The sequence below is a fragment of the Ottowia sp. genome (assembly GCF_035444425.1).
Lineage (GTDB): Bacteria > Pseudomonadota > Gammaproteobacteria > Burkholderiales > Burkholderiaceae_C > Ottowia.
Window position 1 is genome coordinate 37874 of record NZ_DAOMOQ010000023.1, and the last position, 12944, is coordinate 50817.

General features: G+C 61.2%; 8 protein-coding genes, 2 tRNA genes and 3 rRNA genes. 2 read left to right on the forward strand and 11 right to left on the reverse strand.

Features of this window, described 5'->3' with window-relative positions; all coding sequences use genetic code 11:
* Positions 1 to 26: 26 nt before the first annotated feature.
* From accB to PK606_RS10420, 3 genes are all read right to left on the reverse strand, one after another.
* The gene (gene accB / locus PK606_RS10410) at positions 27 to 503 is read right to left on the reverse strand and encodes an acetyl-CoA carboxylase biotin carboxyl carrier protein (RefSeq protein ID WP_324563585.1); all 477 of its coding nucleotides are present in this window, start codon (positions 501 to 503) and stop codon (positions 27 to 29) included.
* Positions 504 to 619: 116 nt separating this feature from the next.
* The gene (locus tag PK606_RS10415) at positions 620 to 1186 is read right to left on the reverse strand and encodes a TlpA family protein disulfide reductase (RefSeq protein WP_324563588.1); all 567 of its coding nucleotides are present in this window, start codon (positions 1184 to 1186) and stop codon (positions 620 to 622) included.
* Entirely contained in the window at positions 1179 to 1778 is a 600-nt protein-coding gene (locus tag PK606_RS10420; RefSeq protein WP_324563590.1) for a hypothetical protein, read from the reverse strand. The genes PK606_RS10415 and PK606_RS10420 overlap by 8 nt, the downstream gene beginning before the upstream one ends.
* 86 nt (positions 1779 to 1864) lie before the next feature.
* Here PK606_RS10420 and PK606_RS10425 point away from each other — a divergent pair, with 86 nt between their 5' ends.
* Positions 1865 to 3493, forward strand: coding sequence for a long-chain fatty acid--CoA ligase (locus PK606_RS10425; protein ID WP_324563592.1), 1629 nt, complete (start codon positions 1865 to 1867; stop codon positions 3491 to 3493).
* A 160-nt stretch (positions 3494 to 3653) separates the two neighbouring features.
* Positions 3654 to 5069, forward strand: coding sequence for a UDP-N-acetylmuramate:L-alanyl-gamma-D-glutamyl-meso-diaminopimelate ligase (mpl, locus tag PK606_RS10430; RefSeq protein WP_324563594.1), 1416 nt, complete (start codon positions 3654 to 3656; stop codon positions 5067 to 5069).
* Between the two features lie 48 nt (positions 5070 to 5117).
* Here the strand turns inward: mpl and PK606_RS10435 are convergent, their stop codons facing one another.
* The 8 genes from PK606_RS10435 to PK606_RS10470 all read right to left on the reverse strand — a co-directional run.
* The gene (locus tag PK606_RS10435; RefSeq protein WP_324563596.1) at positions 5118 to 5429 is read right to left on the reverse strand and encodes a hypothetical protein; all 312 of its coding nucleotides are present in this window, start codon (positions 5427 to 5429) and stop codon (positions 5118 to 5120) included.
* A gap of 98 nt (positions 5430 to 5527) precedes the next feature.
* Positions 5528 to 6649 (reverse strand): 3-deoxy-7-phosphoheptulonate synthase, encoded by a 1122-nt coding sequence (locus PK606_RS10440; RefSeq protein ID WP_324563598.1) that lies wholly within the window; start codon positions 6647 to 6649, stop codon positions 5528 to 5530.
* Between the two features lie 287 nt (positions 6650 to 6936).
* Positions 6937 to 8397 (reverse strand): metalloprotease TldD, encoded by a 1461-nt coding sequence (gene tldD, locus PK606_RS10445; protein WP_324563599.1) that lies wholly within the window; start codon positions 8395 to 8397, stop codon positions 6937 to 6939.
* Between the two features lie 157 nt (positions 8398 to 8554).
* Positions 8555 to 8667: ribosomal RNA gene (gene rrf / locus PK606_RS10450) — 5S ribosomal RNA — on the reverse strand.
* Positions 8668 to 8805: 138 nt separating this feature from the next.
* Positions 8806 to 11677, reverse strand: a 23S ribosomal RNA gene (locus tag PK606_RS10455).
* Between the two features lie 303 nt (positions 11678 to 11980).
* Positions 11981 to 12056, reverse strand: a tRNA-Ala gene (locus PK606_RS10460).
* A 26-nt stretch (positions 12057 to 12082) separates the two neighbouring features.
* A tRNA-Ile gene (locus tag PK606_RS10465) sits at positions 12083 to 12159 on the reverse strand.
* A gap of 97 nt (positions 12160 to 12256) precedes the next feature.
* Positions 12257 to 12944 (reverse strand): 16S ribosomal RNA (locus PK606_RS10470); the annotation flags it as partial.

The following is a 12944-nucleotide window of genomic DNA, read 5'->3' on the forward strand; positions in this document are numbered from 1 at the left end:
GGATCTTCTTGAACATCTGATGCCGTTTACTCGATCACGAACAGCGGCTGGCCATATTCCACCGCCTGGCCGTTCTCGCCCAGGATCTGGGTGATGGTGCCGGCCTTCTCGGCCTCGATCTCGTTGAGGATCTTCATCGCCTCGATGATGCACAAGGTGTCACCCTCGTTGACCTTCTGGCCGATCTCGACGAAGGCCTTGGCACCCGGGCTGGCGGCGCGATAAAAGGTGCCCACCATCGGCGACTTGACCAGGAAGCCGGTGACCACCGGCTCGGCGGGTGCCGGCGGCGGCGCCTCGGCGGCCGCGGGTGCCGCCACCGCTCCGGTTGGTGCCGGGGCGGCCACCGGCACCGCTGCTGGCGGCGCATACACCATTTGCACCGGGCCGGAGGGTGACGCCTTGACGATCCGGACCTTGCCCTCGGCTTCGGTGATCTCGAGTTCCGAGACGTTGGACTCCGACACCAGGTCGATCAGGGTCTTGAGTTTGCGTAGATCCATGGAGATGTGGATTCCGGGTGAATTGCGCCGAATTTAACTTAAATTGGCTTCAATTGCCCGGATTTTGCTTTGAATTGTTTAAGCTGGCTGGGTGCCGCCCGGGCCGGTCGAGGCGCTCAGCCGCGCCAGGCCTTCAGGTCGGCTTCGTGGACTTGGCCGATCTTGCGGTGCCGCAGTGTACCTTCTGCGTCGAATACCACGGTGAAGGGCAGGCCGCCGGCATCGTTGCCCAGCTGCTTGCTCAGATCGACACCCGCCAGCCCCGCCATGGCCACCGGGAAGGCCACCGGCGTGCGGTCCAGAAAGCGCTTGACCGGATCGGGCTGATCCACCGCCAACCCGACCAGCTGCCAGCCGCTGGCCCAGTTCGCTTCGTAGAAACGGCTCAGCAGCGGCAGCTCCTCGATGCAGGGCGGGCACCAGGTGGCCCAGAAATTGACCAGCAGAGGCTTGCCGCGCAGGCTGGCCATGGTCAGGGTGGTGCCGTCGGGCGTCGGGAACGACAGACCCCAGAAGCCGGTCAGGTCCGCCTCGCCCGGCTGCAGGCGCCACCACGCCACGCCGGCGCCTGCGGCGGCGGCCGCGGCGGCCATCGCCGCCAGGCCCCAGCGCCGGGTGACGGCCGGCGCGGGTGTTGCGCTCTCGACTTCCGCCATGGCCTGGGTCGGATGCTGTTCAGTCATGCTGCGATTCCTCTTCTATGCGCGCCAGCAGCGCCTTGCGGTCGCCACGCGATACGCGGCCGTTGGCGCCGGGCCGGAGGGCCCCGCGCAGGTCATCATGGTCGTAGATCATCAGGTGCACGCCAATGGCTTCGCCCAGCTCCGCGCACGGGCTGGAAAAGCTCAGGGCATCCACCGCGTCGCCGTTGAAGCCGTTCACGCTGCGCGCCTGGTAGTCGACCCGGTGATCGATGAGTGCGATCTCGGCCGACTTCGGATCATCGCAGAACAGTTGCAGGACCACGTCCGACAGCCGGGTCGCGGTGCCGTTCCACACGGCGCCCGTCAGATGCGGGCGAAACTCCGCCAGGCGTTCCATCCATTGCAGCGCCAGCCGGCGCAGCGCCGCCAGTTCGGCCGGCTGCGTATCCGCGTGGAACAGGGCGATATGCTCGCGCACCGCGGCTTCGACCGTGTCGTTGTCCGGCAGCGCCGTGCGGGGCGGCAGGCCCAGCAGCTTGCCGGCGCGGCGCTTGGCGGCACCGTAATCCAGCCCGTCCTCGACCACCATGCGCGCGGCGGCGGCGGCGATCTCCTGCGTCAGGGTTTCCATGGATCACATTCTGCCCTGCCAGGGCAGGCCGTTGCCGTAAAGTGCTTTGTCTTGCATTTGACTACCAGACAGGAGGCCTGACGATCATGCAGACGACGATGATGAGCGTGCCGCTCTCGCTCAACCACCTGCTGGAGCGCGCGGGCAAGCTGTTCCACGGCAATGAGGTGGTGTCCCGCCTGCCGGACAAGTCGCTCAGGCGCCACAGCTATGGCGAGTTCTACCGCCGCACCCGCACCTTGGCCGCCGCCCTACTCGAGCTGGGCCTGAACAAGGGCGACCGTGTGGCGACGCTGAGCTGGAACCACCACGCGCACCTGGAGTGCTATTTCGGCATCCCGGCCGCCGGTGGCGTGATGCACACGCTGAACCTGCGTCTACCGCCCGAGGAGATCGGCTGGATTGCCGGCGACGCCGAGGACCGCTTTCTGGTCATCGACGACGTGCTGCTGCCGCTCTACCAGCAGTTCGCCCATCTGCACCGGTTCGAGAAGGTGATCGTGTTTCCCTTCTCCGGCGCTCCGGTGCCGGCCGGGTTCACCGATTACGAGGCCCTGCTGGCGAGCGCCGATGCCGACGGCTTCGCCTATGTGCCGCACGACGAGAACGACCCCGTGTCGATGTGCTACACCAGCGGCACCACCGGCAAGCCCAAGGGCGTCGTGTACTCGCACCGCTCGACGGTGCTGCACACGCTGGTGGCCGGCCTGCCCGACGCCACCTGTGTGCGCAATACCGATGTGGTACTGCCCGTCACACCGATGTTCCACGCCAACAGTTGGGGCATGCCCTACATCGCCGTCATGGTGGGCGCCAAGCTGGTGTTTCCGGGCCCGCACCTGCACCCCGATGACCTGCTCGACCTGATGCAGCAGGAACCACCCACCCTGACCCTGGGAGTGCCAACCATCTGGCTCGCCATGATCCAGGCCTACGACGCTTCGCTGAAGGAAGGCTCCCCCAACCACGGCCGCTGGAAGCTGCCAGCCGGCCTGCGCTCGATGGTCGGCGGCGCGGCGGTGCCAGAAAGCCTGATCCGCGCCTTCGACAAGCATGGTGTCTGGATCATGCAGGGCTGGGGCATGACCGAAACCAGCCCGGTCGGCACGCTGTCGTACCCACGCGCCGAACTGGCGGGCGCGGACATCGACGAGAAATTCCGCCACGCGGCCACTGCCGGAATACCGGTACCCCTGGTCGATCTGCGCATCCATGGCGATGCGGGCGACCAGCCATGGAACGGCACCAGCGTGGGCGAGTTGCAGGTGCGCGGCCCCTTCATCACCGGCGGCTACCACCACGCCGGCGCGCCGGCCGACAAGTTCACCGCAGACGGCTGGCTGCGCACCGGTGACGTGGCCAGCGTCGACGACCTCGGTTTCGTGCGCATCAGCGACCGCACCAAGGACCTGATCAAGTCGGGCGGCGAGTGGATCAGTTCGGTCGAACTGGAAAACGCGCTCATGGCCCACCCCGCCGTGGCCGAAGCCGCCGTGATCGCGATTCCCGATGAGAAATGGAGCGAGCGGCCGTTGGCCTGCGTCGTCTTCAAGCCCGGCGAGCAGGCCACGCCCGACGAGTTGAACACACTGCTGCTCGGCAAGGGATTCGCCAAATGGCAACTGCCCGAACGCTACGAGACCATCGATGCCGTGCCGCGCACCTCGACCGGCAAGTTCTACAAGCTGAAGCTGCGCGAACAGTTCCAGAAGTAGTTGAACACATGGCGTTGGCGTGCCCGCATGCCGGCGCCCAACGGGGCCAGATGACCGCTCGGCACAGCCCCGAAAGCTACATTTTGAATAGCTGGCAACTCATGCCATAAGCCGATTCACAGCCAGGCAAGCGGAATGTCAGGACGTAGAATCGGATCCCATGCACATCCACATCCTCGGTATCTGCGGCACCTTCATGGGTGGCGTCGCCGCTCTGGCGCGCGAGGCCGGCCACACCGTCACCGGCTGCGACGCCGGCGTCTACCCGCCGATGAGCGATCAGCTGCGCGCACTGGGTATCGAGCTGATCGAGGGTTACGGCGTCGAGCAGCTGGCCATCAAGCCCGACGTGTTCGTCATCGGCAACGTCATCAGCCGCGCACAACTGCCCGACGGCTCGCCCAAGTACCCCTTGATGGAGGCCATCCTCGATGCCGGGGCGCCCTACATCAGCGGCCCGCAATGGCTGCTCGAGAACGTGCTGCAGGGTCGCCACGTGCTGGCCGTGGCTGGCACGCACGGCAAGACCACCACCGCGTCGATGCTGGCCTGGGTGCTGGAATCGGCGGGCCTGACGCCCGGCTTTTTGATCGGCGGTGTGCCACTCGACTTCGGCATCTCGGCCCGGCTCGGCGCCCAGGCGGCCGGCCGGCCCAGGCCGCTGTTCGTGCTGGAAGCCGATGAATACGACACTGCCTTCTTCGACAAGCGCAGCAAGTTCGTGCACTACCGTCCGCGCACCGCGGTGCTCAACAACCTGGAATTCGACCACGCCGACATCTTCGACGACCTGGCCGCCATCGAACGCCAGTTCCACCATCTGCTGCGCAGCGTCCCCGGTTCCGGCCGCGTGGTGTTCAACGATCTGGAGGAAAGCCTGGTGCGCGTGCTGGGCCAGGGTTGCTGGAGCGAACGACGCAGTTTCGGCAGCGCCGTGGCCGACTTTTCGGCGCTGGGCGATGCCTCGGATTTCGAGGTTATGCAGCGCGGCCAGGCTGCCGGCCACGTCGTCTGGCCGCTGTCGGGCATCCACAACCAGCTCAACGCCCTGGCCGCCATTGCCGCGGCCGAGCATGTCGGCGTGGCGCCACAGGACGCGGCGCGCGCGCTCGGCAGCTTCCAGAACGTGCGCCGCCGCATGGAAACGCGCGGCACCGTGCCGCGCGCGGGCGGCGTCATCACCGTGTACGACGATTTCGCCCACCATCCGACCGCCATCCGCACCACGGTCGATGGATTGCGCCATCAGCTGGACACCACCGGCCGCACAAGTGAGCGCATACTCGCAGTGTTCGAGCCGCGCAGCAACACCATGAAGCTGGGCACCATGAAAGCGCAGTTGCCCTGGTCGCTGGAGCATGCCGACCTGAGCTTCTGCCACAGGGGCGGCCTGGATTGGGACGCCACCGCGGCGCTGGCGCCACTCGGCTCAAAGGCGCAGGTGTCTGATTCGATCGACGACATCGTGCGCCAGGTCGCTGCGGTCGCCCGCGCTGGCGACCACGTGCTGTGCATGAGCAACGGCGGTTTCGGCGGCGTGCACGGCAAGCTGCTGGAAGCCTTGCGCGAGGCTTAGCGTTGGCCATGTCGCCGCCACGGCGGCAGCCGCGCAGCGGCCGGCCAGTCAGTAGGAAATCGTCATCGCCTCCAGGTCAATCCGCACCACCGGCTTAGCCAGCGCGGCACTGGCGGCGCGGGCAAACGCCCGGCCCCATGCGGCATCGCCGAGCAGGCGTGGCCCCGCATCGCGTGCCACCACCAGCACCTTGTCGGCCAGCAGCAGCTTGCCGGTCGGGCGCAGCGGCTCGCTGCCCAACTGGGTGAACTGCGCGTCCAGCCACTCGCGACCGTCGGCATTGCTCATGGGCTCGGCTGGATCGAGATCGAAACGCCACTCGGTGCGTTCATCCTGGATGACGCGGACTTCACTCTGCATGATGGGACTTTCTCCTGAGGATGAGCGCGGCGGCGACACCGCCAGCCGCACACCCAGCAACTGTATTCGAACTTCGGTCCGCGCCCGCCTGAAGCCAATCAGCGCACGCGGCGTGCCCGTACCGCGTCGGCCAGCATTTCCAGGATCTTCTGCGAACCGTCCCAGCCGATGCAGGCGTCGGTGATGCTCTTGGCGTACTCGAGCGCACCGACATCGTCCTTGCCAGGCGTGAACTTCTGCGCGCCACCGTTGATGTGGCTTTCGACCATCACGCCGAATACCCGGCGCGAGCCGCTGGCGACCTGTGCCGCGACGTCGCGCGCCACGTCAAGCTGGCGCTCGTGCTGCTTGCTGCTGTTGGCGTGGCTGAGGTCGATCATCAGCGAAGGCCGCAGCTTGCAGGCCTCGAGTTCCTTGCACGCCGCCTCGACACTGGCGGCGTCATAGTTGGGCGCCTTGCCACCACGCAGGATGACATGGCAATCCTTGTTGCCGTCGGTGTGAACGATCGCGACCTGGCCATTCTTGTGCACCGACAGGAAGTGGTGTCCGCGCGCGGCCGCTTGGATGGCATCGGTGGCGATCCGGATGTTGCCGTCGGTGCCGTTCTTGAAGCCGATCGGCGCCGACAGGCCGCTGGCCAGTTCGCGATGCACCTGGCTCTCCGTGGTACGTGCGCCGATCGCGCCCCAGGCGATCAGGTCGGCGATGTACTGCGGCGAGATCACGTCGAGGAACTCGCTGCCGGCGGGCAGGCCTAGGCGATTGATCTCGATCAGCAGCTGGCGCGCGATGCGCAGGCCTTCGTCGATGCGGTAGCTTTCATCCAGGTAGGGATCGTTGATCAATCCCTTCCAGCCGACGGTGGTGCGCGGCTTCTCGAAATAGACGCGCATCACGATTTCCAGCACATCGGCGTACTTGTCGCGCAGCGATTTCAGACGCCGGGCATAGTCCATCGCAGCGATCGGATCATGGATCGAGCATGGGCCGATGACCACCATCAACCGATCGTCCTTGCCGGCAATGATGCGGCCGATGGCCCGGCGGGTGTTGCTGATCAGCGCTTCCACGGCCGTGCCACGGATCGGGAAGAAGCGGATCAGGTGCTCGGGAGGCGGTAGCACGGTGATTTCCTTGATGCGTTCGTCGTCGGTCTGGCTGGTGCGTTCCGGCGAGCTCTGCCAGGAATCGGTGGCAGGCACGGCTTTGGCGTTCATGGTCTGTTCCTTCAGGTAATGGTCTGGGGGTTGATCCAGGCACAAAAAAACCGCCGGGCTCTTCGCATCGGCGGTTCTTTTCAGGAGGTCCGTTTCGCGCTTACACGTTTACCTCTCGTCCGCCGTGGACAGAGAACCAAAAGTAAAAGCCGAAAGCGACTCGCGTTTCCATAAGCTGTTAAATGTAGCACAACTCGGCGCCAAGCATCCTGACAGCCGGGAGCTGTGGTGCGAAAAAGACAGGCTCACCTGCATGAGCAGGGTTGCGGCTGCGTGAAACACCGCGCTCAGGCCGTCCCACCCACCGTCAGGCCGTCGATACGCAGGGTCGGCTGCCCGACGCCGACCGGCACGCTCTGGCCTTCCTTGCCACAGGTCCCCACGCCGGAATCCAGCCGCATGTCGCTGCCGATCATCTTGATCTTCTTCAACGACTCCGGCCCGCTGCCGACGATGGTGGCGCCCTTCACCGGGTACTGGATTCTGCCGTTCTCGACCCAGAACGCCTCGCTGGCCGAAAACACGAACTTGCCGCTGGTGATGTCCACCTGTCCACCACCGAAGTTGGTCGCGTAAAGGCCCTTCCTGATGCTGGCGACGATTTCGCGTGGATCCTTGTCGCCGCCAAGCATGTAGGTGTTGGTCATGCGCGGCATCGGTATGTGGGCGTAGCTCTCGCGCCGGCCGTTGCCGGTCGGCTTGCCCTTCATCAGGCGCGCATTCATCGCGTCCTGCATGTAGGCCTTGAGAATCCCGTCCTCGATCAATACGTTGCGCTGCGTGGCGTGGCCTTCATCGTCCACGTTCAGGCTGCCGCGCCGGTCGGGAATCGTGCCGTCATCCAGCACCGTGACGCCCTTGGCCGCCACGCGCTGGCCGATGCGGCCGCTGAAGGCGCTCGAACCCTTGCGGTTGAAGTCGCCTTCCAGCCCGTGGCCGACCGCCTCGTGCAAAAGCACACCTGGCCAACCGGGGCCGAGCACCACCGTCATCTCGCCAGCCGGCGCCGGCCGCGACTCCAGATTCGTCAGTGCCGCCGTCACCGCCTCGTCGACGTAGTGTTGCACCAATGCATCATCGAAGTAGGCCAGACCGAAACGACCGCCGCCGCCGAAGGAGCCGACCTCGCTGCGACCACCCTGTTCGGCGATCACCGTCACCGACAGCCGCACCAGCGGGCGGACGTCGGCCGCTAGCGTTCCGTCCAGCCGCGCCACCAGCACGACGTCGTATTCACTGGCCAGCCCGGCCATCACCTGCACGACGCGTGGATCCTTGGCTCGCGCCAGTTTTTCGACCTTTTCCAGCAGCGCCACCTTGTCGGCGCTGTCCAGAGTGGCGATCGGATCAAGTCCGCCGTACAGAACCCGGCTGGCGGCCAGTTTGCGCCCCGACACTCGGACACGCCGGCTCTGGCCGGCGCCGCCAATCGCCCGCACCGCGCGCGCCGCATCGGTCAGTGACCCAATGGAAATATCGTCCGAATACGCAAACGCCGTCTTCTCTCCCGCAACTGCGCGCACGCCCACGCCCTGATCGATCGAAAAGCTGCCCGTCTTGACGATGCCTTCCTCCAGGCTCCAGCCCTCGCTGCGCGTGTACTGGAAGTAGAGGTCGGCGTCGTCGATGTTCTGCTCGGCAATCAAGGCCAGGGTGCTGCCGAGATCGCCTTCGTCCAGGCCGAAAGGCTGCAGCAACAGATCACTGGCGGTTGCCAGACGCTCGATGGTCGGTTCACGCGAAATCATGAGCGCATTGTAGAGCCGTTGCCAAGCCGCTGCCGCAGCTCAAATACGTGATGGACCAAACTGCCCGGCAGGCGCACGCAAGCTGCGCCGCAATGATTTTCGACTGTACAAAAGAAAACGCCCAGTCAGTAATGACTGGGCGTCTCTCGCTGTAATAGCCTGACAATGTCCTACTTTCACACGGGAATCCGCACTATCATCGGCGCTAAGGCGTTTCACTGTCCTGTTCGGGATGGGAAGGAGTGGTACCACCTCGCTATGGTCATCAGGCATAACTTTTTGCCGTCCAGTCGAGCGACTGGACGACCAATTCATAGAGCAAATCAGCTTCGGTATCGTGCAAACCTGCACGATCTCTTGAATGCGTCACTTGGCATAACAACCCTGATCGGCTTCGATCAAAGTTATAGGGTCAAGCCGCACGAGCAATTAGTACTGGTTAGCTTAATGCATTGCTGCACTTCCACACCCAGCCTATCAACGTCCTGGTCTAGAACGACTCTTTAGGGGGCTCAAGGCCCCGGCAGATCTCATCTTGAAACGAGTTTCCCGCTTAGATGCTTTCAGCGGTTATCTCTTCCGCACTTAGCTACCCTGCAATGCCACGGGCGTGACAACAGGTACACCAGCGGTGCGTCCACTCCGGTCCTCTCGTACTAGGAGCAGCCTTCCTCAAATCTGCAGCGCCCACGGAAGATAGGGACCAAACTGTCTCACGACGTTTTAAACCCAGCTCACGTACCTCTTTAAATGGCGAACAGCCATACCCTTGGGACCGGCTACAGCCCCAGGATGAGATGAGCCGACATCGAGGTGCCAAACACCGCCGTCGATATGAACTCTTGGGCGGTATCAGCCTGTTATCCCCAGAGTACCTTTTATCCGTTGAGCGATGGCCCTTCCATACAGAACCACCGGATCACTATGACCTGCTTTCGCATCTGCTCGACTTGTCAGTCTCGCAGTTAAGCACGCTTATGCCATTGCACTATCGTCACGATGTCCGACCGTAACTAGCGTACCTTCGAACTCCTCCGTTACGCTTTAGGAGGAGACCGCCCCAGTCAAACTGCCTACCATGCACTGTCCCCGACCCAGATAATGGGCCTAGGTTAGAACCTCAAACACACCAGGGTGGTATTTCAACGTTGGCTCCATGTGATCTAGCGACCACACTTCAAAGCCTCCCACCTATCCTACACAGATCTGTTCAAAGTCCAATACAAAGCTACAGTAAAGGTTCATGGGGTCTTTCCGTCTTTCCGCGGGGAGATTGCATCATCACAAACATTTCAACTTCGCTGAGTCTCAGGAGGAGACAGTGTGGCCATCGTTACGCCATTCGTGCAGGTCGGAACTTACCCGACAAGGAATTTCGCTACCTTAGGACCGTTATAGTTACGGCCGCCGTTTACTGGGGCTTCGATCAAGAGCTTGCACCCCATCACTTAACCTTCCAGCACCGGGCAGGCGTCACACCCTATACGTCCACTTTCGTGTTTGCAGAGTGCTGTGTTTTTGATAAACAGTCGCAGCCACCTATTTATTGCAACCCTTTCATGCTCAGATGTTCTCATCACATTACCGGGGCACACCTTCTCCCGAAGTTACGGTGTCAATTTGCCGAGTTCCTTCTCCAGAGTTCTCTCAAGCGCCTTAGAATACTCATCTCGCGCACCAGTGTCGGTTTGCGGTACGGTCGTGTGCAGCTGAAGCTTAGTGGCTTTTCCTGGGACCCCGTTCAGTCACTTCGCGAGCAAGCTCGCTCGATCGACAGCCTCGGTATATGACAGGCGGATTTGCCTACCTGTCGCCTACATCTGCCTAAACCAGAATCCAATAACTGGATGACCTATTAGGATCCGTCCCCACATCGCACTACACATCGGTACAGGAATATTGACCTGTTTCCCATCAGCTACGCATCTCTGCCTCGCCTTAGGGGCCGACTCACCCTACGCCGATGAACGTTGCGTAGGAAACCTTGCGCTTACGGCGAGCGGGCTTTTCACCCGCTTTAACGCTACTCATGTCAGCATTCGCACTTCTGATACCTCCAGCAAACCTTACGATTCACCTTCACAGGCTTACAGAACGCTCTCCTACCATGCACATCGCTGTGCATCCGCAGCTTCGGTAACTGGCTTAGCCCCGTTACATCTTCCGCGCAGGACGACTCGATCAGTGAGCTATTACGCTTTCTTTAAAGGATGGCTGCTTCTAAGCCAACATCCTGACTGTCTATGCCTTCCCACTTCGTTTCCCACTTAGCCAATTTTAGGGACCTTAGCTGGCGGTCTGGGTTGTTTCCCTCTTGAGTCCGGACGTTAGCACCCGGTGCTCTGTCTCCCAAGCTGTACTCTGCAGTATTCGGAGTTTGCCTTGGTTTGGTAAGTCGCCATGACCCCCTAGCCAAAACAGTGCTCTACCCCCGAAGGTAATACTTGAGGCACTACCTAAATAGTTTTCGGAGAGAACCAGCTATTTCCAAGTTTGTTTAGCCTTTCACCCCTATCCACAGCTCATCCGCTAGTTTTGCAACACCAGTCGGTTCGGACCTCCAGTACCTGTTACGGCACCTTCATCCTGGCCATGGATAGATCATCCGGTTTCGGGTCTACGCCCAGCAACTCATGCGCCCTTATCAGACTCGGTTTCCCTACGCCTCCCCTATGCGGTTAAGCTCGCTACTGAACGTAAGTCGCTGACCCATTATACAAAAGGTACGCAGTCACCCCTTTCGAGGCTCCCACTGTTTGTATGCATGCGGTTTCAGGATCTATTTCACTCCCCTCCCGGGGTTCTTTTCGCCTTTCCCTCACGGTACTGGTTCACTATCGGTCGATGATGAGTATTTAGCCTTGGAGGATGGTCCCCCCATGTTCAGACAGGATTACACGTGTCCCGCCCTACTTGTCTCTAGCCTAGTACCACACGTCAGTTTTCGCATACAGGGCTATCACCCACTATGGCCGGTCTTTCCAAACCGTTTTGCTAACTGTCGTGCTATCACTAGAAGGCTGCTCCGATTTCGCTCGCCACTACTTTCGGAATCTCGGTTGATGTCTTTTCCTCGAGCTACTTAGATGTTTCAGTTCACCCGGTTTGCCTCGCATGACTATGGATTCATCATGCGATACCCTAAAGGGTGGGTTTCCCCATTCGGAAATCTCCGGATCAAAGCTAATTTGCCAGCTCCCCGAAGCTTATCGCAGGCTATCACGTCCTTCGTCGCCTATCATCGCCAAGGCATCCACCACATGCTCTTAGTCACTTGACCCTATAACTTTGACGTTTCTCACGAAACACGAAGTCATCAAGAGACTTGCCAGGTCTTTCACCTGGCGCGTTATGCCGTAATTGAGCTGAGAGCTCAAATTACTCGAATTTCAGACAAGCTGAATTCGTTGTGACGCAATCAAAAATTGTTGCCAACGGCACGGTGAGCCATGACGCTCTTTCCGTTGACAACGCTGATTCGACTCTATGAATTGTTAAAGAACAGCCGTGAGTCTTGCGACTCGTTATTGGCAATGCCAATATCAAAGCACTCTTGCATGAACGCTTTGATGCGGGCAATGAATGGTGGAGGATGACGGGATCGAACCGACGACCCCCTGCTTGCAAAGCAGGTGCTCTCCCAGCTGAGCTAATCCCCCGAAGTCTGACTTCCGATGCGGTGGGATGGTGGGTCTGGTTGGTCTCGAACCAACGACCCCCGCCTTATCAAGACGGTGCTCTAACCAACTGAGCTACAGACCCAAGCCGGTCGCTTGGCCACGCTAGCCCAGACCGCTGGCGGCGACACCTTCCAACAACCGATAAGTGTGGACGTTTGAATTGAATTGCTGTTTTCCAGAAAGGAGGTGATCCAGCCGCACCTTCCGATACGGCTACCTTGTTACGACTTCACCCCAGTCATGAATCTCACCGTGGTGAGCGCCCTCCCGAAGGTTAAGCTACCTACTTCTGGTGAAACCCACTCCCATGGTGTGACGGGCGGTGTGTACAAGACCCGGGAACGTATTCACCGCGACATTCTGATCCGCGATTACTAGCGATTCCGACTTCATGGAGTCGAGTTGCAGACTCCAATCCGGACTACGACCGGCTTTGTGGGATTGGCTCCCCCTCGCGGGTTGGCAACCCTCTGTACCGGCCATTGTATGACGTGTGTAGCCCCACCTATAAGGGCCATGAGGACTTGACGTCATCCCCACCTTCCTCCGGTTTGTCACCGGCAGTCCCATTAGAGTGCCCTTTCGTAGCAACTAATGGCAAGGGTTGCGCTCGTTGCGGGACTTAACCCAACATCTCACGACACGAGCTGACGACAGCCATGCAGCACCTGTGTTCTGGCTCCCGAAGGCACCCTCGCCTCTCAGCAAGGTTCCAGACATGTCAAGGGTAGGTAAGGTTTTTCGCGTTGCATCGAATTAAACCACATCATCCACCGCTTGTGCGGGTCCCCGTCAATTCCTTTGAGTTTTAGCCTTGCGGCCGTACTCCCCAGGCGGTCAACTTCACGCGTTAGCTTCGTTACTGAG

Coding starts and splice junctions, on each gene's coding strand:
- accB (WP_324563585.1), bottom strand. CDS start 503: ATGGATCTACGCAAACTCAAGACCCTGATCGACCTGGTGTCGGAGTCC.
- PK606_RS10415 (WP_324563588.1), bottom strand. CDS start 1,186: ATGACTGAACAGCATCCGACCCAGGCCATGGCGGAAGTCGAGAGCGCA.
- PK606_RS10420 (WP_324563590.1), bottom strand. CDS start 1,778: ATGGAAACCCTGACGCAGGAGATCGCCGCCGCCGCCGCGCGCATGGTG.
- PK606_RS10425 (WP_324563592.1), top strand. CDS start 1,865: ATGCAGACGACGATGATGAGCGTGCCGCTCTCGCTCAACCACCTGCTG.
- mpl (WP_324563594.1), top strand. CDS start 3,654: ATGCACATCCACATCCTCGGTATCTGCGGCACCTTCATGGGTGGCGTC.
- PK606_RS10435 (WP_324563596.1), bottom strand. CDS start 5,429: ATGCAGAGTGAAGTCCGCGTCATCCAGGATGAACGCACCGAGTGGCGT.
- PK606_RS10440 (WP_324563598.1), bottom strand. CDS start 6,649: ATGAACGCCAAAGCCGTGCCTGCCACCGATTCCTGGCAGAGCTCGCCG.
- tldD (WP_324563599.1), bottom strand. CDS start 8,397: ATGATTTCGCGTGAACCGACCATCGAGCGTCTGGCAACCGCCAGTGAT.